Here is a 19,440-nt window from a genome sequence, read left to right on the forward strand (position 1 = left end):
GTCGGCCTCGTGGTTGTTGTCACCCGGCGGACCGCTGCCCGGGGTTGACGGAGTCAAGGTATTGCTTCACAGCCGCTTCCGGCACCCGGTATGAGCGACCGAAACGGATGCCGCTGATCGCACCTGACTGCACGAGCCGGTACACCGTCATCCTCGATACCCGCATCGTTGCGGCCACCTCGGAGACGGTATAGAAGGGCCCTGCCATCATGTCCTCGCCCATAGCACACCACTTTCACAAGCTCATAGGTCACATCTGTGACTTCTCAACTCTGTTCGACGGCAACGGGCGCAACAAGAGTAGTCAATACCTGTCTCGGCCGTGCAGTTCGAGTAGTGATCGATTCGCTCACAGGGCAGAAAGGGAGGAACCCACGACTCCGACGAGTCGTGGGTTCCTCCCCGCGTTCCGCAGCTACCAACGCGGAGCCTGAGGCTCCTGTTGGTTATAGCAGGGGCTTATTCCCACGTTCTGCGGCGCTTCTCGTATCGCTCTCCGCGGTTCCGTCCGAATCACCGTCAAGATCGGTCAGGCCGTTGGTCTGATCGAAAGGGTGGACCACGTCCCTGTCGGTTCCATCGCTGATCGGGCGGTCCGTAAGCGAGTCCGCACCTCCGAGGGTTTGGGCAGGCAACGGCGTACCGGTCTGCGGTGTTGCGACGGGCGAGACAGTTTCGGGGACGACCGTCGCCGTGGGGTGATCGTCCTTCTTCGCTGCTGCGGCCACACCTACGGCAGCCGCAGCGGCAGCAAGCCCGACACCAGCAGCGACCTTCCCCGAGACGCCCGCCTTGCCCTTATCGCCACGCGAGCCCGCAGCGTCCTCGACGCCCGGCGTCCCGACCGCGGCGCCTCCGATCGACCCGCGCCACGCACCGGAGGCGTAGCCTTCTTCCTCGATGAATTCCTTGAAGCGGTTCAGGTCACCCTCGGCCTGGTTCTCCACTACGTTAAGTTTGTCGCCGATCTTTTCCACCAAGCCCTCGGGCTCATACTCAAGGGTGAGGTGCACCGATGTCTGGCCGCCCCCCAAGTCTTCGAAAGTCACCGATCCAGCATTTGTCGCGCCCTCGGTAGCGGCCCAAGCCACCTTGCGGTCCACGATCTGCTCAAGAATCTTTGCCTCCCACTGCCGGCGAACGCCGGCAAGCTCGGCGACCCACTCGAGACGGTCATCGCTCAGTTGCGTTACGCTTTTCACCCCGCCCATGAAGTGGGGGAATTCCTCGAACTGGGTCCATTGGTTGTAGACAGTACTTACCGGCACATTCACCAGGATGCGCTTTTCGACTTTCGTGCTCATAGTGTCTCCTTCAACTAGAACGAGCGATGACGAAAACGGTTTCCTATTCGTCAGTATGCTTACTATACCGCTCACGTCTCCGTGTGGCCATGGCAGGAATGATGGTCCCCGGCGAATTCCCGCCACACGAAAACTTCGATGACGGAGCTTGTCCGTGTATTCGAAGGCATCGGGCCACGCCGTCGCTTCTTCGCCGGGAACGGCCGGATGCGGCAGGAGACTCGCCGGTGCATCACATCGGTGAGATGCCTCGGCTGCGGTAAAAGCCATTTACGGTACACGGTGGTCCACCGTTGCAATACCCGTTCGGAACCGAGGGATCGTCGAAAATCAATCCCCGGAAATTCACGGTCCACGGCGCTGAATACTTTGACAACGACGAGCCGCTTCGACAGCCTGAGTCGGAGATCCGGAACGCACATTGACTGAGATAAGGAGTTTCTTGGACCCGGCCCTGTTTTTAATTCGTGACCAGGTGTTTCTACGCAACCCGGGCGAGACCGAGTTCCACCAGGCTGTGGTCGAGGTCTTCGATTCGCTGGGGCCGGTACTGAGAAAACATCCCGAATTCGTCGACGCCGCCGTGCTGGAGCGGATCTGCGAACCGGAGAGGCAGATCATTTTCCGGGTCCCGTGGGTGGACAACTCGGGGACTGTCCGGATCAACCGTGGCTTCCGCGTCGAATTCAATTCCGCCCTCGGGCCCTATAAGGGCGGGTTGCGCTTCCATCCCTCGGTGTACCTGGGAATCGTGAAGTTCCTCGGTTTCGAACAGACTTTCAAGAACGCGCTGACCGGCATGCCGATCGGCGGAGCCAAAGGTGGTTCGGCCTTCGACCCCCGGGGCAAGTCCGACGCCGAGGTGATGCGGTTCTGCCAGTCCTTCATGACCGAGCTCTATCGCCATATCGGCGAGTACACTGATGTGCCGGCTGGCGATATAGGAGTCGGCGGAAGGGAAATCGGCTACCTGTTCGGCCAGTACAAACGAATCACCAATCGGTATGAGTCCGGCGTGCTCACCGGCAAGGGTGTCAGCTGGGGCGGGTCGCTTGTCCGCCCCGAAGCGACGGGATACGGGACAGTACTGTTCGCCAGGGAGATGCTGCGGGCCAGGGGCCTGGATTTCGAGGGCCAGCGGGTGATTGTGTCCGGTTCCGGGAACGTCGCTGTTCACGCCATTGCCAAGGCACAGCACTTCGGCGAAGGAAAACGAGCGCGGCAGGATATCGGAGTATGCGGAGAGGAGAGGTTCCGGCGCCCATTTCGTTGCCGACGGATCGATCTGGGATGCAGGAGCGACGGTCGCGCTGCCCTGCGCAACCCAGAACGAACTGGATGAACCAGCCGCCAGTGCCGTCATCACCTCCGGTGTGCTTGCGGTGGCCGAGGGTGCGAACATGCCGTGCACGCCGTCAGCCGTCGAGGCCCTCCAGCAGGCCGGCGTCCTTTTCGGTCCGGGCAAGGCAGCCAACGCGGGCGGAGTTGCGACGTCAGCCCTGGAAATGCAGCAGAACGCGAGCCGTGATTCCTGGGCCTTCGAACACACCGAGCAGCGCCTGACGGAGATCATGGTCGGTATTCACGACCGGTGCGCAGCGACCGCTGAGGAATACGGCGTGCCGGGCAACTATGTAGCCGGTGCGAATATCAGCGGTTTCGTCAAGGTGGCAGACGCCATGCTCGCGCTGGGCGTCGTGTAGTCCGGATGGCTGCTTCCATTGGAGCCTAGAATTATCGGTGAACGATCAAATCAACAGGGAAGGAAAGTCCAATGAATATGCCGGACAAATCCAGGGACGATGAGCAGGGCGAGGGAACGGGGCCCGAGGGCACAATCCCTGATTCGGAGGACGGCATCGGCGTGACGTCGACCGACGAACCGTCCACCTTCGAGCCTGAGGAGGACGAACCGACAGACGACGGCTCCCGACACGGCGCGTAGGACGGAAGCCGGCGGGGTGGGAGCCTAGGGCCGGACGTCCTGGATCAGCCGGTTGCGGCCCGAAAGCACGGCAGTGAAGCACAGCAGGACCATGCTGCCCGCGGTTGCGACGAGGGGCAGGGTCCACCCGCCGCTCCAGTCCCGGAGCGCGCCGAAGACCACCGGGCCGGCCGCTCCCAGCGCGTACCCTATCGACTGGGCCATGCCCGAAAGCGCCGCCGCCTGGGAATGGTGGCTGGTGCGGAGGCTGAACAGCGACAGTGCGATGACGATCAGGCTCCCGCAGCCAAGTGCGCCTGCGACCACCCACAGCATCGTCAGCCCTGGCGCAAAAGCCAGGCCTCCATAGGTGATGAGGGCCAAGATGCTGGCAGTCAACGCGATCATGCGCTGGTCCGCGAACCTGTGGAGCAATGCTCCGGTGGCGAGGCTGGCACCGACGCTCACGAGCAGGAAGATCGACAAGTGCGTCCCGGCCGCGGCCTCGGATACTCCCTGGTCCTGCTCGATAGTGGGGAGCCAGGCCATGAGAACATAGAACGCCACGGATTGCAGTCCCATGAAGAAGGTGACCTGCCATCCGAGCACCGATTTCCAGGGGGACAGATACGGCCCTCGGTGCGGTTCGGGTACCTGCTGTCGTTTGCCGTGCCGCAACAGGTTCGGCAGGAGGGCGGCTACCGCGACCAGGGCGAGCCCGGCCCAGATGCCAAGGGCAACCCTCCACCCCGCCTGCGGCATTTGGGCGATGGGCACCACAAGTGCCGCACCCAAAGCTGCCGCCGCCGCCTGGGTTGCCGTGTAGCTTCCGGTCACCTGACTGACCCGTCCGGGGAAGTCCCGCTTCACCAGGGAGGGCACCAGGACGTTGAGGAAGGCGATAGCGATCCCGATGAGGCCCGTTCCTGCCCAGATGAGCCCCGCCAGAGGAACCGAGCGAAGGACGATTCCCGTCGCGAGCAACAGCAGGGAGGCCCACAGGGCTCGGTCGAGGCCGAGCCGGGAAGCGAACACAGGAGCGACCGGTGAGAAGACGGCAAAGGCGATCAACGGCAATCCGGTGAGGAGCCCGGCCCCGGCGCTGGACAGTCCCAGATCACTGCTGATGTCGTTCAGCAGGGGGCCGACACTGACGAAGGAGACCCGCAGGTTCACGGCAATCAGCATTACGCCGACAAATGCGAGGCCCACGCGGGCGCTGCGTCCGGCATTCACCTCAGTAGCAGCAGGCATTTCCATCCTCTTCACGGCGGACATAGGGGGCTTTCGAGGGGATGTCGCGCCCCCTGTCCTCCCCCGGTATCGGCACGAGCAATGGAATCCGTTGCGTGCACGCAATCACCGAGCCTACAGTGGGGCCGAAATGGTTTCAGCGAAACTCCCGGAGGGAAACACCATGGACAAGAAGGATGAAGGCCAGGAACCGGTGGCACGCCACCACAATGAGGCACCGGCCGAGGGTGACCGGACGGCCGACCCATCAGACACCGGAGTGCACGCCCAGGATCCCGCGGAGGGCCCTGATACCGGGGACACAGTGCCCGACGAGTGAGAATTCTCCGCGCCAGGTGTCAGGAGGATTACCTCCGGTTCCGGTCGCGGCAGGATGCGGGTGCGCGGTAGCCTAGGGAGCGATGAACGTAGATCAGGACGTCCCGACCGCAACACCAGCAGAAACCGTTCCAGGCACTGCCGCCATGGGCGAGCAACCGTTTCGCAGCCGGCCCGTATCCTTCGTCCGACGGGGTTCGCGGCTTCAGGGCCGACGCCGGGAAGCGTGGGAGGAACTGGCCGACGAATACCTGATCAGCATTCCACGGATCACCACCGACACATCGGTGGCACCGGGATTCACCCTCGACGTCGACGCCATCTTCGGGCGGCATGCTCCCCTCGTGGTGGAGGTGGGTTCCGGCCTGGGTGAAGCGATCACCCACCTGGCCGAGCGTGAACCCGACAAGAACTTCCTGGCCCTCGAGGTATACCGCCCGGGGCTCGCCCAGACCATGCTCCGGATCGACCAAAGGGGACTGACCAATGTCCGGGTGGCCCAGGTCAACGCCGCCGAAGCCCTGGAGGCGATGCTGCCGGCGTCGTCGGTCAGTGAGTTGTGGGTCTATTTTCCGGACCCCTGGCATAAGGCCCGGCACCTGAAACGACGCCTGATCCAGCAGTCCTTCGTCGATCTTGCGGCCCGCGTCCTTGCCCCGGGATCGCTGTTCCGGCTTGCCACGGACTGGTCGAGCTACGGCGTGCAGATGCGCAACGTACTCAATGCCTCCCCGCACTTCGAGAACCTGCACGACGGCGAGCGCACCGGCGCGCTGAGCCCGCTCACCCAGGTCTGGGAAAGCGGTGTCGAACTCGTGGTCGGCGGGGCCCCGATCCGCGAAGGCAAGGACCCGGTCAGCACCGGGAACACCGGAGTCAATGAAGGCACCGACACCCTTGGAGGGTGGGCTCCCCGCTTCGAGGGCCGTCCCCTGACGAGTTTCGAGAACAAGGCCCTCGAGGCGGGGCGGATGGTCTTCGACCTCACGTACCGCCGCCTCTGAATCCGCGCTGTCGGTTCACATGAGCTGTTTCGACGCGGGCAGCCCCTGGCCGGGACATGCCAAGGGTAGCGTCGGTTACCGGCGGGTGCTCCTGGCCCTCTTTTTCGCGGGAGTTGCCACTTTCGCCCAGCTCTACTCAGTGCAGGCAGTACTTCCCGGGCTTGCCCGGAGCTTCGCCGTCTCTCCAGCCGACGCAGCGCTCACCGTGTCCGCCGCCACGCTGGGGCTGGCGCTCGCCGTCATCCCGTGGTCCTGGGTGGCGGATCGTGCGGGCCGCAAGCGGACCATGGCGTGGGCGATCAGCACCGCCGTCGGGCTGGGCCTCCTCGTCTCCACGGCGCCGACGTACGAGGTGCTGCTGCTGATCCGCTTCGCCGAGGGCGCGGCGCTCGGCGGCATACCCGCCGTTGCCCTCGTCTATCTGCATGAGGAAATCCAGAAACTCCACGTTGCGGTGGCTGCGGGAACGTACGTGGCAGGGACCACCATCGGCGGGCTGACGGGGCGGATCGTCGCCGGGCCGGTTGCTGAAGCAAGTGACTGGCGGATAGGGGTGCTCAGCGTGAGTGCCGTCGCGGCTCTCTCGGCAGCGGCGTTCCTCTGGCTTGCCCCGCGTCCACGCGGTTTCGAAGCGTTCGTCCCCGGTGCAGGCCCACCGCTCTGGCAACGTGTGGTGCTGAATCTGCGCTCGGTGCGCCTTTTCGCCCTGTATGCGCAGGGCTTCCTGCTCATGGGAGGTTTTGTGGCGGTGTACAACTATCTTGGATTTCGGCTCGAGCGGCCGCCGTTCCTGCTGCCGGAATCCCTCGCGAGCCTGATGTTCCTTTCCTATCTCGCCGGGACGGCGACGTCCCGGATCGCCGGGGGCCTCACCATTCGGTACGGCAGGTTGCCTGTGCTCCTTGCCGGCATTCCGGTCATGCTCGTCGGCCTGGCCGTGACCCTGGCGGAATCGATTCCGTGGGTTCTGGTGGGCCTGCTGATCTTCACCGGCGGATTCTTCATTGTCCATTCCATTGCGGCGGGCTGGACGCCAGGGCTCGCCACGCTGGGACGTGGCCAGGCCTCAAGTCTCTACAACTTCTCCTACTACGCCGGCTCGAGCCTGCTCGGCTGGACGGGTGGCCTGTTCTTCGTGCGTTTCGGCTGGCTCGGCGTCGCGGGCTTCGCCGCGGGCCTGGCCGTCCTCGCGGGAATCATCGCGGCAGGGGCGCTGCGTTCAGCGCCGGGGGCACAGCCCGCACCCCGGTAGGCTCCCAGTTCATGTGGGGTCAGTTGAACGACGATGACGGCAGGTCCTTTTCCCCGTCGACGATCGCCTGCACTATGCGGTCCGCCACAGCACCCGGGTCCTTGCCCTGCGGCAGCCGGGGCGCGTCGCCGGCGATCGGCCGCGCAGCCAGCCCCGTCTCGGTGTGCGGAGGCCGGACATCGATCACCCGCACGCCCTGGCGCCTGAGTTCGAAGGTCAGCGCCCTGCCGTAAGCGCTGAGTCCTGCCTTCGTCGCCGAATACGCGGCCATCCCCGCAGTCGGACTCTCAGCAACCACTGCACTCACCTGCACCACCACAGAATCCCTTACCAGCTGTGGACCTACTTCGCGCATGAGCCGCATGTATCCAAGGAGGTTCACGAGCATCAGCTCATCGAGGGTATCGTCCTCCACAGCAACTGCCGGTCCGAAGGCGACGACTCCCGCGGCGAACACCAGTCCGTTCAGTTCCTTGCCATAGACGGCCGCCGCGATCTCCATCGGCGAGCCCGCCTTTCCGAGATCTGCGGTGACTGTCCCCTCCACGGCGCTGCCGAGTTCGCCCGCCAGGGCCTGCAGTTTCGCTGCTGATCTTCCCGAGAGCGTCAATCGAGCTCCCCGCGCTGCCAGCCTTCGTGAAAGTTCGGCCCCGAGAACCCCAGTGGCGCCGACGACCAGGAAATGGGAACCGCTGAGCTCAGTCATACGGCGACTTTACCAATGCGGTTCCGGGGACTCCGGAAGATTCCTCACTAATTGCTAAGCCTGCTTGCTATTATGGGAAGTGGCGATGGCATCGATGTGGCAGCTGAGGGTTGTACTGACGGAAGGGAACAGCATGGTTACACGGAAACAGGAAGGGTCCGCGGTTGGGGACTTCCGCGGATTCGACCGGGCAACCGATGTCCCTGCTCCGGCAGCAGGGATTTCCGGCCATGTGAACAAGAAGGCACCCAAGGGCAGCGGCCGCGCAGCGGCTCTTCCCGAAGCCGATGTTCCTTCCACAACTACCGGGCCCACCGGCAGGAAAGGGCGCAAGCGCAAGAAGATGGCCGGTACGACAGCCACTGGTGGAAAAAGCACCGGCGCTGGAGACCTCGCCGCCGGGACAGTGGGCCGCAGTGATCCCGACCAGCCCGCCGGTCAGGTGATCGTGCGGTCCGAGGAGCAGGTCCGCGTAATCACTCAGACCAAGCAACTCGGAAGGGTGCGTCTCTCCAAAACCGTCGTCATCGAGAATGTTCCGCGGACGATCACCGTTCGCCGTGAGGAGATCCGGATCGAGCATGTGCCGGACACCGATGCCGCATCCGCCGTCGGACCGGGCGCGAGCCCCGCGGTCCGTGCGGGTTCCGGCGCCGCTCCGGGCGTGGAGATCAGCAGTTCAGAACTGGAAAACGGCGGCTATTCGATCGTGCTCTCCGAGGAGCGCCCCGTCGTCCGGATGGAGACCGTCGCCGTGAAGCGGATCCGGCTCAGCAAGGACATGATCCTCACCGAGGAATCGCTCACCGCCGACGTCCGCAAGGAAGTTGTCGACACCGGCACCATCGCCGGTTCCGCCCCCGAGAAAATGCCAGCTGCAAGGAGCACCGATGATTACGCAGGATGATGTCAATACCCTCCTCAGGGGCCGTGGCAAGGTTTTCGCCAGCGACGGCGACAAGCTCGGTCCCATCGGCCAGATCTACGTCGATGACGACACCGACCGGGCAAGCTGGGTGACGGTCAATACCGGGTTGTTCGGAACCTCGGAAACTTTCATTCCGCTCGAAGGCGCCGAAATCGACGGGAAGGATCTCCGGGTCACCTATCCGAAGGACAGGGTGAGGGACGCCCCGAAGGTGGACCGCGACGGTCACCTCAGCCCCGAGGAGGAGCACCTCCTCTACCGCCACTACGGGCTGATGCGGAACACCGGCTCGAACGACACGGTGGGTACGCCCTTGTCCGGAACCGAAGCATCGGTAGCAACCTCCTCCGATTCAGCAGAAGCCCCTGCACTGACGCTTTCCGAGGAGCGGCTGCGAATCGGCACCGAACGGCGCGAGGCGGGGCGTGTCCGTCTGCGGAAATATGTCGTCACTGAAACGGCCACGCGAACTGTTCCGGTATCCCGTGAGGAGGTGCGCATCAAGCGTGCGCCCATTTCCAACGCCAACCGCAAGAAAGCGCCCCGAAATGTGGAACTCCGTGAAGAGGTGTACGAGATCACCCTTCATGAGCAACGCGCGGTCGTCGGGAAGGAAACTGTCGCGGTCGAACGGGTGCGGCTGACCAAGGACACGGTCACCCACACAGAAACGGTGAACGAAGTGGTCCGCAAGGAACGCCTGGAGACGGACGGGGTCACCGGGATCGACGGGGCCGGTGGATTCGACGACGACGCCACTCCCCTCCGCTGAGCATCGACCGCACCTTCCAATCCCAGACCCAGCTCGAGGAGATACCCATGATTACCTATGAACAAATAGCCGATCTGATCAATGCGGATGGTCAGGTCCGAACGGAGGACGGGGACCTCGGTTCCATCGAACGGATCTTCGTCGATGATGCAACCGGCCAGCCGTCCTGGATCCTCGTCGGAACAGGCGCTCCCGGCAATGCAACAGCACTTGTCCCGCTCTCCGGAGCCGCCGTGGACGGCCGGGAGCTTCGTGTCCCTTACGAAAAGGCGCTGGTGGAAGGCTCACCGAGAATGTCGGACGTCGAAAGCCTGAGCACCGATCAGGAGGAACAGCTCCTCCGCCACTATGGTTTGAAGATGCCTGCGGCGGTACAAAATGCCCAGGCCGGGTCCGGGGCATCCGGTCCGGGAATGACCCGCTCGGAAGAGCGGCTGAGGGTGGGCACCGAAACCAGGGAGAGCGGCAAGGTCCGCATTCACAAATACATCGTGACAGAGACCGTCACCCAGACCATCCCCGTGCGTCGTGAGGAGATTCGGATCGAGCACCTACCGGTGGGAGATGCCGGCGAAGCGATCGCGGCCGCGCCAGGCGTGGAGAGGATCGGCACCCCCTTCGATGAAGGAGAGTACGAGATCGTCCTCTACGAGGAGCGGGCCGTTATCGAGCTCGAAACCGTCCCTGTTGAACGGATCACCCTGACCAAGGAGACCATCACCGAGGCGGAGACGGTCAGCGGCGAGGTCCGCAAGGAGGTCATAGAAGCCACCGAGCTCACCTGAGGTGCCCCACGGGTTGACCGGACTCTGCAGGCCACACCCCTACTACAGTGGGTGAATGAGCGAGATCAAGACCTGGCGGAGCATGGTCGACTCGAGCGCGGAGCGTTTGAGTCGAACCACGGGACGCAGTGCGCCGGTGTGGGCAGGCGAGGCTCGAAACGCCGGCATCACCACGAGGGAGTCCCTGTCGTTATGGCTGAATGATCAGGGCATCACCGGCTACAACCTCATGAGCATCGACTGGGAGATGTTCGGGTATCCGGAATTCTTCCAAAAATCCGCCGAAGAGCTGTTCGAAGCCCAGTACGCGGATCGGCTCGCACTACGGCCCATCGCCGACCGGTTGCTGTTATGGGCGCAGTCCGCCGAACACGTGGAGATCCAGATGCGCAAGACCTACGTCTCGCTGCAGACTCCGCGCCGCAAGTTCGCCCAGGTGGCACCGACGAACAAGACGACCGTCGATGTCTTCGTGCGGGTGGACCTGGCGGACGTTGCAGCGCTCGAACCAGTGCGCAACGCCGGTGACCCTTTCGCCTGGCGCCTGCGCCTGCGGGAACCGGCCGAGGTCGACGACGCCGTCCTGGACGCGCTTACTACTGCCCGGGAGGATAGCCTGTAGCCCGCGACTTCTTCAACCGTTCGAGTTCCTGCTGCGTGTCAGCTTCGGCTTCGAGTTCCTCGAACGCCTGTTCCATGCGTGGCGACGACGGGTCCGTCCAGGCCAGCTCCTCCCGCGCCTCGGCCTGGGCGCGCAGCCGGCGCACCTCCCGCTCGGCCTCCCTGCGGGCGGCTTCGGCACCGAACGACGCCCTGGACGAGGCGCTGATCGACTTCTGCACCCCGAGGGCCGCCTCTGCAGCAGTCCGCCGCGCCAGCATGCTCTGATATTCGAGGGAACTGTCGAAGATCCGGCGCTCAAGGCGCTCCAGATCACCCTGCAACTGCCGGCTTTGCAGGTCAGCCTCCGAGAACTGCTGCGCCAGCAGGTCATAACGCTTACGGGCACCTATACCTTCACGGATAGCGTTGCGCGCGGTTTCGTCGTCGCCCCGTTGAACCGCCGCAGCCGCCTGCTCATCGAGGTACTGGGTGTATGCCCCGGCCTCGGAGGCCGCTATCTCGATGCGCCGGCGGTGGGCTGCGACGTCGGCCGCCGCACGTCTCGCCTGGTCAAGCATGCCCTGCTGCTGGTCTTGCGCGTGCCGGGCGTTGACCTGCGGATCCTCTTTTGATGCCTGCGCGGCGGCACGATTGGCCTGGACGATGCGGGTGATCCGACGCTTGATCGACACTGTGCTGTCCTACCAAGCCTGCCGGGACCCGTAGGAACTCCGCCAGGACTGCATGGCGCTGATCTCCGCGGTCAGTCGGGAACTGGCCTGTTCGAGTTGCAGCTGATCGACGGACCGGCTGGACTGGAGCAGGCACCTGCGGAGGTCCGCCGAGAGCTCATCGAGGGCGCGGGCCTGCTGCGCGAGGTCCGCCGTCCATTCACCCTTGAGCGCGCGGTTGGGCTCCCGGTCGGCAATCCGGAGCTGATTCTCCAGCGAGAGCATTGCACGATCGAGGTCCTGGGCTGCCTGCGGTAGATGGCCAACCGGCCACTCGTGCCGGGTGGCTTCCTCGATCGCACCCCGGGTCGCCCTGCTGGAGCGGCGCATCTCGCCGATCAGTCTCGCGGGTTCCCGAACGGCCTTGTCCGGCGCAAATGACTTCGCTGCGAGTACGCTGTCTCCTGCTGCTCGCTGAAGGATGCGGGAGCGTTTGACCTTTCGGACGACCACCCATCCGGCAACGGCGGTGCCTACTCCTGTCGCCGTCAGAATACCTACGCCCAGGGCAAGAATCTCGATGAACGAGTCCATTACACCAACATCTTCCGGGAGGGTTGTGGATGGTTGAGCATGCCTCTAGTCTGCCCTGAGCTTGCGTGATTATCCAGATCGGCCCCGGGCCGATGGCCGGCGCGACCGGCTTGTCACAGGATCCGTTTGGCGCCGCTGGATTGGGGATCCGGCCGCCACACCATGAGGGCCTGGCTTCGTGGACGCGGCCGCTTGCCCCTCGCCAGGGTGACGACGTCGCCGGCGAGCCCCGCCGCGAACACCCGGCTCGCGTCCGGTTGGCTGCGGCGGAGCGCTAGCTCCGCGCCCAGTTCCTGCACTCGGGACTGCAGCGCAGCCACTTGGTTCTCGAGCTCGAGGATCCGCCGGATACCTTCCAGCGAGACACCCTCCTGGGACAGGCGCTGAATTTCCCGAAGCGTTCCCACATCCTTCGGCGAGTACCGGCGGGCCCGCCCGGGCGCCCTGCTCGGGATGACGAGGCCAAGCCGGTCGTACTGGCGCAGGGTCTGCGGGTGCATATCGGCGAGTTCGGCTGCCACGGAAATCACATAGATGGGGATCGCTGAATCCATACCGGGAACCTCCTTCCGATGTGCTGGCTACACGTCTTTCGTATTGCGTGGCGCTATGGCCGCGGACTGGCTCCGCCGGCTACAGTCGGGCTTTTTCTGCCAGGGTTCCGCGCGGGTCGGCATCGGCGGTGGCTTTCGCAAACGCTTCGACCGCGGCCGCGGCTTCCTTCGACAGGTTCTGGGGAACAACGACGTCGATCGTCACCAACAGATCCCCTGCGGCCTTGGCGGTCGACACGCCGCGGCCCTTCAACCTCAGGGTACGTCCGGAGGGCGTTCCTGCGGGCACCTTCATCTTCACCAGGTCACCCGACAGTGTGGGCACCTCGATCTGCGCGCCCAGGGCGGCCTCGGGGAAGGTGACGGGCACATGTACGCGGATATTGTCGCCGTCGCGCTGGAAGAAGGGGTGGTCCTTGATGTGGACAGTGACCATGAGGTCCCCCGTGCCGGCAGGACCTGTCTGGCCTTTGCCGCGCACGCGCACTTTCTGGCCCTCCTTGATCCCGGCGGGAATGCGCACATCGATCTGCTCACCTGATGGCTCACGCAGGCCGACGGTAGTTCCCCGAATGGCACCGGCGAAGGAGATGGTGGTGCTCGCCGTGCGGTCGGCGCCCTTGCGCGCCGGAGGCTGGAAACCTCCGGAGAATCCGCCTGCGCCCCCGCCGCCGAAGAGGTCGGCGAATTCAGGCGGCAGGTTGCTGTAACCATTGGAGCCGCGCGCCCCGCTGCGGGTGCGGGGACCGGCACCCTGCCCGAAGAGATTGCCGAAGACGTCCTCGAACCCGCCGGCCTGACCCCCGCCGCCTGCTCCTCCAGCAGAGAACCTCGCTCCCCCGCCCATGGCGCGGATGGCGTCGTACTGCTGCCGCTCTTCGGCGTCGGAAAGGACCGAGTAGGCCTCGGACACATCCTTGAACATCCGTTCGGAGCCGGCGTCGCCCTGATTCTGGTCAGGGTGGTGCTTACGTGCGAGCTTCCGGTATGCCTTTTTGATGTCGACATCGGATGCGTCTTTGGAGACACCGAGGATCTTGTAGAAATCCTTGTCGACCCAATCCTGACTAGCCAATTGGTGTCTCCTTTCGTCGTTCGTCTAATACATGGGTGAGCAAGCAGCGCAGCCGGGACAGTTCCCGGGGAAGACGGCCTTGATATTCGAAGGGCCGCCAGGCCCGCAGAAATTTTGTTGCCGCCGTTCGGGGACTGTCCCGGCGATCATGGCGCTGATTACTCCGGCACTGCGACGATCACTTGGGCGGCCCGGAGGACCCGCTCCCCCTTGCGGTACCCCGCGCGGAGAATCTGGTTCACGCTGTCCGTCGTAACATCCGCGCTGGGCTGCTGCATCAGTGCCTCGTGGATGTTCGGGTCGAAGGCCACACCGGTTTCGTCGATGCGCGTCAGCTCGTACGCCTTGAGGACGTTCTCGAGCTTGGCCGCGATCGCCGCGAACGGGCCCTCGGCTAGGTCACCGTGCTGGCGCGCGGCGTCGATGTCATCGAGCACGGGCATGACTGAGTTGAGGACACCGATCACTGCCTGGTCCCTCGCCACATCCCGGTCACGCTCGACCCGGCGGCGATAGTTGACGTACTCGGCCTGCAGCCGGAGCAGGTCGTCGCGAAGCTCGGCGACGACGTCGACCGCGGGATTGGACTCACCGTCGACGCTTGCCTCGTTGAGGATCGCTTCGGCCTGGGCGAGGGCGTCACCGTCCGCCTCATCCCGCGTGGTGGAGGATTCGGCGTCCAGCACCTCGCCATCCAGCGCGTCAGGACCAGCCACCGGCTCCCCGGTCACCGGGGTTTCCGGTGCCGGGTCCCCGGCGTCCTTCTGCTGCCCACGGACCTTGCCCGTTTCAGGGTCAATCTTGCGGTTGTCGCTAAAACTTACCGGTTCCGACTGATGTTCTTCTTCGTTTCCGTGGTGCGGCATGATTACTTCTTTTCGCTGGTGTCTTCGTCTACAACCTCGGCGTCAACAATATCCTCGTCGGCGCCGGTGGAAGCGGACTCGTCATTTGCAGTTCCGTCCGAGCCTGGCTGGCCGGCTTCCTGCTGGGCCTGGGCGTAGATCGCTTCGCCCAACTTCGACTGCGAAGACTGCAACTTCTCGAACGCGGTTTTTACTTCGTCGTCGTTGTCCTGCGTCTCGAGCGCCTTCTTGAGAGCGTCGACGTCGGTCTGGACCTCGGTCCTGACCTCCTCGGGCAGCTTGTCCGAGTTGTCGGCAATCAGCTTGTCCACGGAGTAGGCGAGCTGCTCGGCGCCGTTGCGCGTGTCTGCTGCTTCACGGCGCGTCTTGTCCTCGGCGGCGTGCTCCTCAGCCTCGCGGACCATGCGGTCGATGTCTTCTTTCGAGAGGGAGGATCCACCGGTGATGGTCATGGACTGCTCGGTGCCCGTGCCCTTGTCCTTCGCCGAGACGTGGACGATACCGTTGGCGTCGATGTCGAAGGTGACCTCGACCTGGGGGACGCCGCGGGGGGCCGGTGCGATACCCGTCAGTTCGAAGGTGCCGAGCGGCTTGTTGTCACGGGTGAACTCGCGCTCGCCCTGGAAGACCTGGATGGCGACGGACGGCTGGTTGTCATCCGCCGTCGTGAAGGTCTCGCTCCGCTTGGTGGGGATGGCGGTGTTGCGCTCGATGAGCTTGGTCATCATGCCACCCTTGGTCTCGATGCCGAGGGACAGCGGGGTGACGTCGATCAACAGGACGTCCTTGCGCTCACCCTTCAGCACGCCGGCCTGGAGGGCGGCACCGACGGCGACAACCTCATCGGGGTTGACGCCCTTGTTGGGCTCCTTGCCGCCGGCAAGTTCCTTGACGAGCTCGCTCACTGCGGGCATGCGGGTGGAGCCACCCACGAGGACGATGTGGTCGATGTCGGCGACCTTGATACCGGCCTCGGCGATGACGTCCTTGAACGGCTTCTTGGTGCGGTCGAGCAGATCCTTGGTGAGGTCCTGGAACTTGGCACGCGACAGGTGCTCGTCGAGGTGGACCGGGCCGTCCGCTGTGACCGAAAGGTACTGCAGCGAGATGTTGGTGGAGGTGGCCGAGGACAGTTCCTTCTTCGCCTGCTCGGCTGCTTCCTTGAGACGCTGAAGGGCAATCTTGTCCTTCGACAGGTCTGCGCCCTTCGCCTTTGCCTGCGCCAGCAGGTAGTCGACCACGCGCTGGTCCCAGTCGTCGCCGCCGAGGCGGTTGTCACCGGACGTGGAGCGGACCTGGATGGTGGAGAATGCGTCTTCGTCCTTGCCGACTTCGAGCAGGGAGACGTCGAACGTTCCGCCACCGAGGTCGAAGACGAGGATGAGCTCGTCCTCCTTGCCCTTGTCGAGGCCATAGGCGAGTGCGGCAGCGGTGGGCTCGTTGACGATGCGCAGGACCTTGAGGCCCGCGATCTCACCGGCCTCCTTCGTGGCCTGGCGCTCGGCGTCGTTGAAGTATGCGGGAACGGTGATGACGGCGTCGGTGACTTTTTCGCCGAGGTAGCTTTCGGCGTCCGTTTTCAGCTTCTGGAGCGTACGTGCGGAAATCTCCTGCGCGGTGTACTTCTTGTCATCGACCTTGACGCTCCAGTCAGTGCCCATGTGGCGCTTGACGGAGGCGATGGTGCGGTCGATGTTGTTGACGGCCTGGCGCTTGGCGATCTCGCCGACCAGCACCTCGCCCGATTTGGAGAAGGCGACGATCGACGGCGTGGTGCGGGCGCCCTCGGCGTTCGCAATGACGGTGGGCTCGCCGCCCTCGAGGACCGAGACGACCGAGTTGGTGGTTCCGAGGTCAATGCCTACTGCACGTGACATGCAATTTTCCTTTCGAAAGCCCGAATGGGAGGAGCACTCAAGTTCCATCCAATCGATGGGCGCGTAGATTGAGCGTTCTGCACTCAACTATACCGGAGTGGCATCTGCCGTTCAAATCGGATTGAGCCTAGTGCGCTCAAGTTTGTCCAACCCGCCGGATCATGTTCACCGGGCCGCAGTCAGGAAGGCCGGCAGTACGGCCGCGATCACCAGCCCCCGGAGCAATCCATTGGTGGATTCCCTGGGTCTGGGGTGTTCGTCGTATCGTCATTTTTTTGGTGGTAATCGATAAGCCAGACAGCCATTTGCCGAGCACGGTTCGCTGCCACGCGGTCACCCTCGGCGGCTGACACGATCGACCCCTTCATGAGAAGCTGCCAGGAGTGGGCGAATTCCACCGGGTCATTCAAGTCAGCTTCCTCGGCGAGGGTGCGCACATGGACTCGGATCTTGGCCAAATAGTCGATACTCGCCCGGCCGAGCGTGTGTGTGGAACCCATTTCCAGTAGCACATTGATGAAGGAACATCCTTCGAAATCCCGGTGCTGGAACCACTCATCCAAGACATCGAAGATGGCCAAGAGTCTCTCGACGGGGGCGCTCTCGCGCCGTCTGACCTCGGCGATCACGTCACGGCTGGTCCAGATTTCGTCCCGCCGTTCTAAAAAGCTCAAGGCCAGATCGTCCTTGGACGCGAAATGCCGGTAGAAGGTCGCTTTGGCCACTGGGGCCCGAGCAACTAGTTCATCTATGCCGACATCCTGGATTCCACGGCGGGAGAAAAGATCATAGGCCGCGGTAAGTATCCGCTCGCGGGCAGTGTCGGCGGAAGTGGGCACCAATGCGTTCTTCGCCACGGTCATAGTCACCACACCCTATCCTCCGATTCCATACTGGCCGGTTCCGCGCGCTTCGTTGCTGTCCGAATTCAATTCGGGACGCCTACGTCCTTCGGGCAATGGTGGGCGGTCTGCTGTTCAGTGGAATTTGCTGCGATTGTTCAGTTGCTTGCTGGGAAGGCGCTCACGACGCTGTTTCTGCCCCAGGGGTCCTCGGTGTAGCAGCTGATGAGCCGATTCGGAACGATGTTTCAGATTTCACTCGCCTTGTGGGAGTCCTTGTCGTGAGTGGTGACGGAGTCGACCACGTAATTCATGCTGCCGGTTGCGGTAGTGAGGACAACGGTGTCACCGATGTCAGTTTCTGTACTGCACCTGTTGAAGGGTGCGTCCCGGCCTTCCCAGCTGTGGCCGGCCAAGTGGGTTGTGTTGGCCGATCCTGTCCCTGGTGTGCCATAAGGAGTCAACCAGTAGCCATCATCGGTGAAGGGCGGAACGGTTGACTGGCCCGCAATGTCAGTGACAGTCGGCGTCAACGGCAGTATTGAGATGTCAATGTTGGCAGCTTCGATGACTAGACCCGCGGTAGGAAACCTGACGTACGCGCCATGGTTCATACCTTTCGACAGCGAAGGAGTTGTGAAGGGAGGACTCCAATTGCTCGGACTGTAGCCGTGTGCAATGCCAGCGGCGGACCCCTGGCATTGCACACGGTGGCCGGCAGCGTTTCAGTGATTGCCGCCGACCCTACTACCGGCTACCGGCCGATACGGCCCTTACGGACCATAAAAGCTCCGGTCTCGACAAGAGTTCCGGAGGCATGCCCAGGGGACCGAGGGGAGCCTGCCATAACTGAACCGCTTCGAAACTCGATCACGGTAGCGACACTGGCAGCAGTCTGGACATTCATCCCTACATTCGTTCCCACGGTTGCTGCGCCTGATCCGCTCACAACCTCAACCGGAGGCACAACCGGAGGAACCACCGGCGGCACTACCGGTGGCACTACCGGCGGCACTACCGGCGGCACTACCGGCGGCACTACCGGTGGCACTACTACCGGAGGAACTACTACCGGAGGAACTACTACCGGAGGAACAACCGGCGGCACTACTACCGGAGGAACAACCGGCGGCACTACTACCGGAGGAACTACTACCGGAGGAACAACCGGCGGCACTACTACCGGAGGAACAACCGGCGGCACTACTACCGGAGGAACAACCGGCGGCACTACTACCGGAGGAACAACCGGCGAAACCACCGGAGGCACTACCGGCGGCACTACCGGCGGCACTACTACCGGAGGCACAACCGGAGGCACCGATATAAGAATTGTTTCTATTGAGCTCGCACAGGTGACGGTGCCGCCACCGCCGTTTCCGGAGCCGTTGCACTGGTTGATGGTGACGGGAAGAGCAGTTGAGACACTATTCAGTCCGACGGTGCATCGAACGCGCATCGTGCCTCCCCCACCGTTGCCGGAGCCGTTGCACTGGGTCACGGTGGCGTTTGTGGTGGAGCCGCCGGGAAGACAGAGGACTGTGGGCTCGGTGCCGCCGCCGTCGCCGGAGGTGTTGCATTGGTTGACGGAACCCGGCATTGCTGTTGCGGTCCCGGTGATGCTGTTGACCACGGTAACGCTGCACTCGACCACGCCACCGCCGCCGTTGCCCGAGCCGTTGCATTGATCTACTACGGTGACCAAATCGTTCGAGGGGGTCGTGGTGGTAGTGCATGTCAGGGCAGTGTTGGCGGCGCCCTGACATGCTTCGACGGTCACAACGGAGCTGCCGACACCGGTATCGAGATTGAGGGTGTTGGCAATGGTGACGGTGCATGTGATGCCCTGCCCACCGACGTTAGCGATTCCATTGCATTGGTTCACCGCAGAAGCGGCAGAAGCGGCCGAGACTGAGCCCAGTGTGCCTCCCGCGAAAATGAATGACACGGCCAGTACAAATGCTGATAAAAGTGCGAAGTAATTGTGCCCGGGAAGCAGGTGCTTTCCCGTCGAAGCGGAAGATGTCAAGGCTGGTGAGACAGGTTAGTTCAGGCTGTCTGTATGAGGGCTTCCTGTGAGGGCTGGTTGATCCACGCGGCGGTAGGCAGTT

General features: G+C 63.5%; 19 protein-coding genes and 1 pseudogene. 9 read left to right on the forward strand and 11 right to left on the reverse strand.

What is annotated here, in order from left to right:
• Nucleotides 1-19 precede the first annotated feature (19 nt).
• On the reverse strand, nt 20-223 hold the full coding sequence (locus IWX65_RS11105) for a helix-turn-helix domain-containing protein (RefSeq protein ID WP_196882861.1): 204 nt from the start codon (nt 221-223) through the stop codon (nt 20-22).
• 223 nt (nt 224-446) lie between these two features.
• Nucleotides 447-1,304, reverse strand: coding sequence for an SRPBCC family protein (locus IWX65_RS11110; protein WP_196882863.1), 858 nt, complete (start codon nt 1,302-1,304; stop codon nt 447-449).
• A gap of 442 nt (nt 1,305-1,746) precedes the next feature.
• Between IWX65_RS11110 and IWX65_RS11115 the strand changes: the two are divergent.
• A pseudogene (locus IWX65_RS11115) lies at nt 1,747-3,007 on the forward strand (glutamate dehydrogenase).
• A gap of 71 nt (nt 3,008-3,078) precedes the next feature.
• On the forward strand, nt 3,079-3,249 hold the full coding sequence (locus IWX65_RS11120; RefSeq protein WP_196882865.1) for a hypothetical protein: 171 nt from the start codon (nt 3,079-3,081) through the stop codon (nt 3,247-3,249).
• Nucleotides 3,250-3,273: 24 nt separating this feature from the next.
• Here the strand turns inward: IWX65_RS11120 and IWX65_RS11125 are convergent, their stop codons facing one another.
• Nucleotides 3,274-4,482, reverse strand: coding sequence for an MFS transporter (locus IWX65_RS11125; protein WP_196882867.1), 1,209 nt, complete (start codon nt 4,480-4,482; stop codon nt 3,274-3,276).
• 163 nt (nt 4,483-4,645) lie between these two features.
• Between IWX65_RS11125 and IWX65_RS11130 the strand changes: the two genes are divergently transcribed.
• The 3 genes from IWX65_RS11130 (at nt 4,646) to IWX65_RS11140 (ending at nt 7,056) form a co-directional block, all read left to right on the forward strand.
• Nucleotides 4,646-4,801 (forward strand): hypothetical protein, encoded by a 156-nt coding sequence (locus IWX65_RS11130; protein ID WP_196882869.1) that lies wholly within the window; start codon nt 4,646-4,648, stop codon nt 4,799-4,801.
• Nucleotides 4,802-4,883: 82 nt separating this feature from the next.
• Nucleotides 4,884-5,804: a tRNA (guanosine(46)-N7)-methyltransferase TrmB gene (gene trmB / locus IWX65_RS11135; RefSeq protein ID WP_196882871.1), complete on the forward strand. Its 921-nt coding sequence runs from the start codon at nt 4,884-4,886 to the stop codon at nt 5,802-5,804.
• A 19-nt stretch (nt 5,805-5,823) separates the two neighbouring features.
• Complete coding sequence (locus IWX65_RS11140) at nt 5,824-7,056, forward strand: MFS transporter (protein ID WP_196882873.1); 1,233 nt, start codon at nt 5,824-5,826, stop codon at nt 7,054-7,056.
• A gap of 19 nt (nt 7,057-7,075) precedes the next feature.
• On the opposite strand, the gene IWX65_RS11145 is transcribed toward IWX65_RS11140, so the two are convergent.
• Nucleotides 7,076-7,762 carry an SDR family NAD(P)-dependent oxidoreductase gene (locus IWX65_RS11145; protein ID WP_196882875.1) on the reverse strand — a complete coding sequence of 229 codons (687 nt, stop codon included), beginning with the start codon at nt 7,760-7,762 and terminating at the stop codon, nt 7,076-7,078.
• A 133-nt stretch (nt 7,763-7,895) separates the two neighbouring features.
• On the opposite strand from IWX65_RS11145, the gene IWX65_RS11150 reads away from it, so the two are divergent.
• The 4 genes from IWX65_RS11150 to IWX65_RS11165 are packed head-to-tail and all read left to right on the forward strand — an operon-like array spanning nt 7,896 to nt 10,869.
• Nucleotides 7,896-8,669: a YsnF/AvaK domain-containing protein gene (locus IWX65_RS11150; RefSeq protein WP_196882877.1), complete on the forward strand. Its 774-nt coding sequence runs from the start codon at nt 7,896-7,898 to the stop codon at nt 8,667-8,669.
• On the forward strand, nt 8,653-9,462 hold the full coding sequence (locus IWX65_RS11155; RefSeq protein WP_196882878.1) for a DUF2382 domain-containing protein: 810 nt from the start codon (nt 8,653-8,655) through the stop codon (nt 9,460-9,462). Before IWX65_RS11150 ends, IWX65_RS11155 begins: the two co-directional genes overlap by 17 nt.
• Nucleotides 9,463-9,509: 47 nt before the next feature.
• Nucleotides 9,510-10,247, forward strand: coding sequence for a YsnF/AvaK domain-containing protein (locus IWX65_RS11160; protein WP_196882879.1), 738 nt, complete (start codon nt 9,510-9,512; stop codon nt 10,245-10,247).
• A 55-nt stretch (nt 10,248-10,302) separates the two neighbouring features.
• The gene (locus IWX65_RS11165; RefSeq protein WP_196882880.1) at nt 10,303-10,869 is read left to right on the forward strand and encodes a DUF5655 domain-containing protein; all 567 of its coding nucleotides are present in this window, start codon (nt 10,303-10,305) and stop codon (nt 10,867-10,869) included.
• Here the strand turns inward: IWX65_RS11165 and IWX65_RS11170 are convergent.
• The 7 genes from IWX65_RS11170 to IWX65_RS11200 form a co-directional block, all read right to left on the reverse strand.
• Nucleotides 10,844-11,542: a PspA/IM30 family protein gene (locus tag IWX65_RS11170; RefSeq protein WP_196882881.1), complete on the reverse strand. Its 699-nt coding sequence runs from the start codon at nt 11,540-11,542 to the stop codon at nt 10,844-10,846. The genes IWX65_RS11165 and IWX65_RS11170 overlap by 26 nt on opposite strands.
• 9 nt (nt 11,543-11,551) lie before the next feature.
• On the reverse strand, nt 11,552-12,115 hold the full coding sequence (locus IWX65_RS11175; protein ID WP_196882882.1) for a hypothetical protein: 564 nt from the start codon (nt 12,113-12,115) through the stop codon (nt 11,552-11,554).
• Nucleotides 12,116-12,228: 113 nt separating this feature from the next.
• Nucleotides 12,229-12,669, reverse strand: coding sequence for a heat shock protein transcriptional repressor HspR (locus tag IWX65_RS11180; RefSeq protein WP_196882883.1), 441 nt, complete (start codon nt 12,667-12,669; stop codon nt 12,229-12,231).
• A gap of 79 nt (nt 12,670-12,748) precedes the next feature.
• Nucleotides 12,749-13,744 (reverse strand): DnaJ C-terminal domain-containing protein, encoded by a 996-nt coding sequence (locus IWX65_RS11185; RefSeq protein ID WP_196882885.1) that lies wholly within the window; start codon nt 13,742-13,744, stop codon nt 12,749-12,751.
• A gap of 158 nt (nt 13,745-13,902) precedes the next feature.
• A complete protein-coding gene (locus IWX65_RS11190; RefSeq protein WP_196882887.1) occupies nt 13,903-14,610 on the reverse strand; it encodes a nucleotide exchange factor GrpE in 708 nt (235 codons plus the stop codon).
• A 2-nt stretch (nt 14,611-14,612) separates the two neighbouring features.
• Complete coding sequence (gene dnaK / locus IWX65_RS11195; RefSeq protein ID WP_196882889.1) at nt 14,613-16,487, reverse strand: molecular chaperone DnaK; 1,875 nt, start codon at nt 16,485-16,487, stop codon at nt 14,613-14,615.
• Between the two features lie 206 nt (nt 16,488-16,693).
• Nucleotides 16,694-17,350, reverse strand: a complete 657-nt coding sequence (locus tag IWX65_RS11200) for a TetR/AcrR family transcriptional regulator (RefSeq protein WP_196882891.1) — start codon at nt 17,348-17,350, stop codon at nt 16,694-16,696.
• Between the last annotated feature and the right edge of the window lie 2,090 nt (nt 17,351-19,440).

It is taken from the genome of Arthrobacter sp. CAN_A214 (genome assembly GCF_015751955.1).
GTDB lineage: Bacteria > Actinomycetota > Actinomycetes > Actinomycetales > Micrococcaceae > Arthrobacter_D.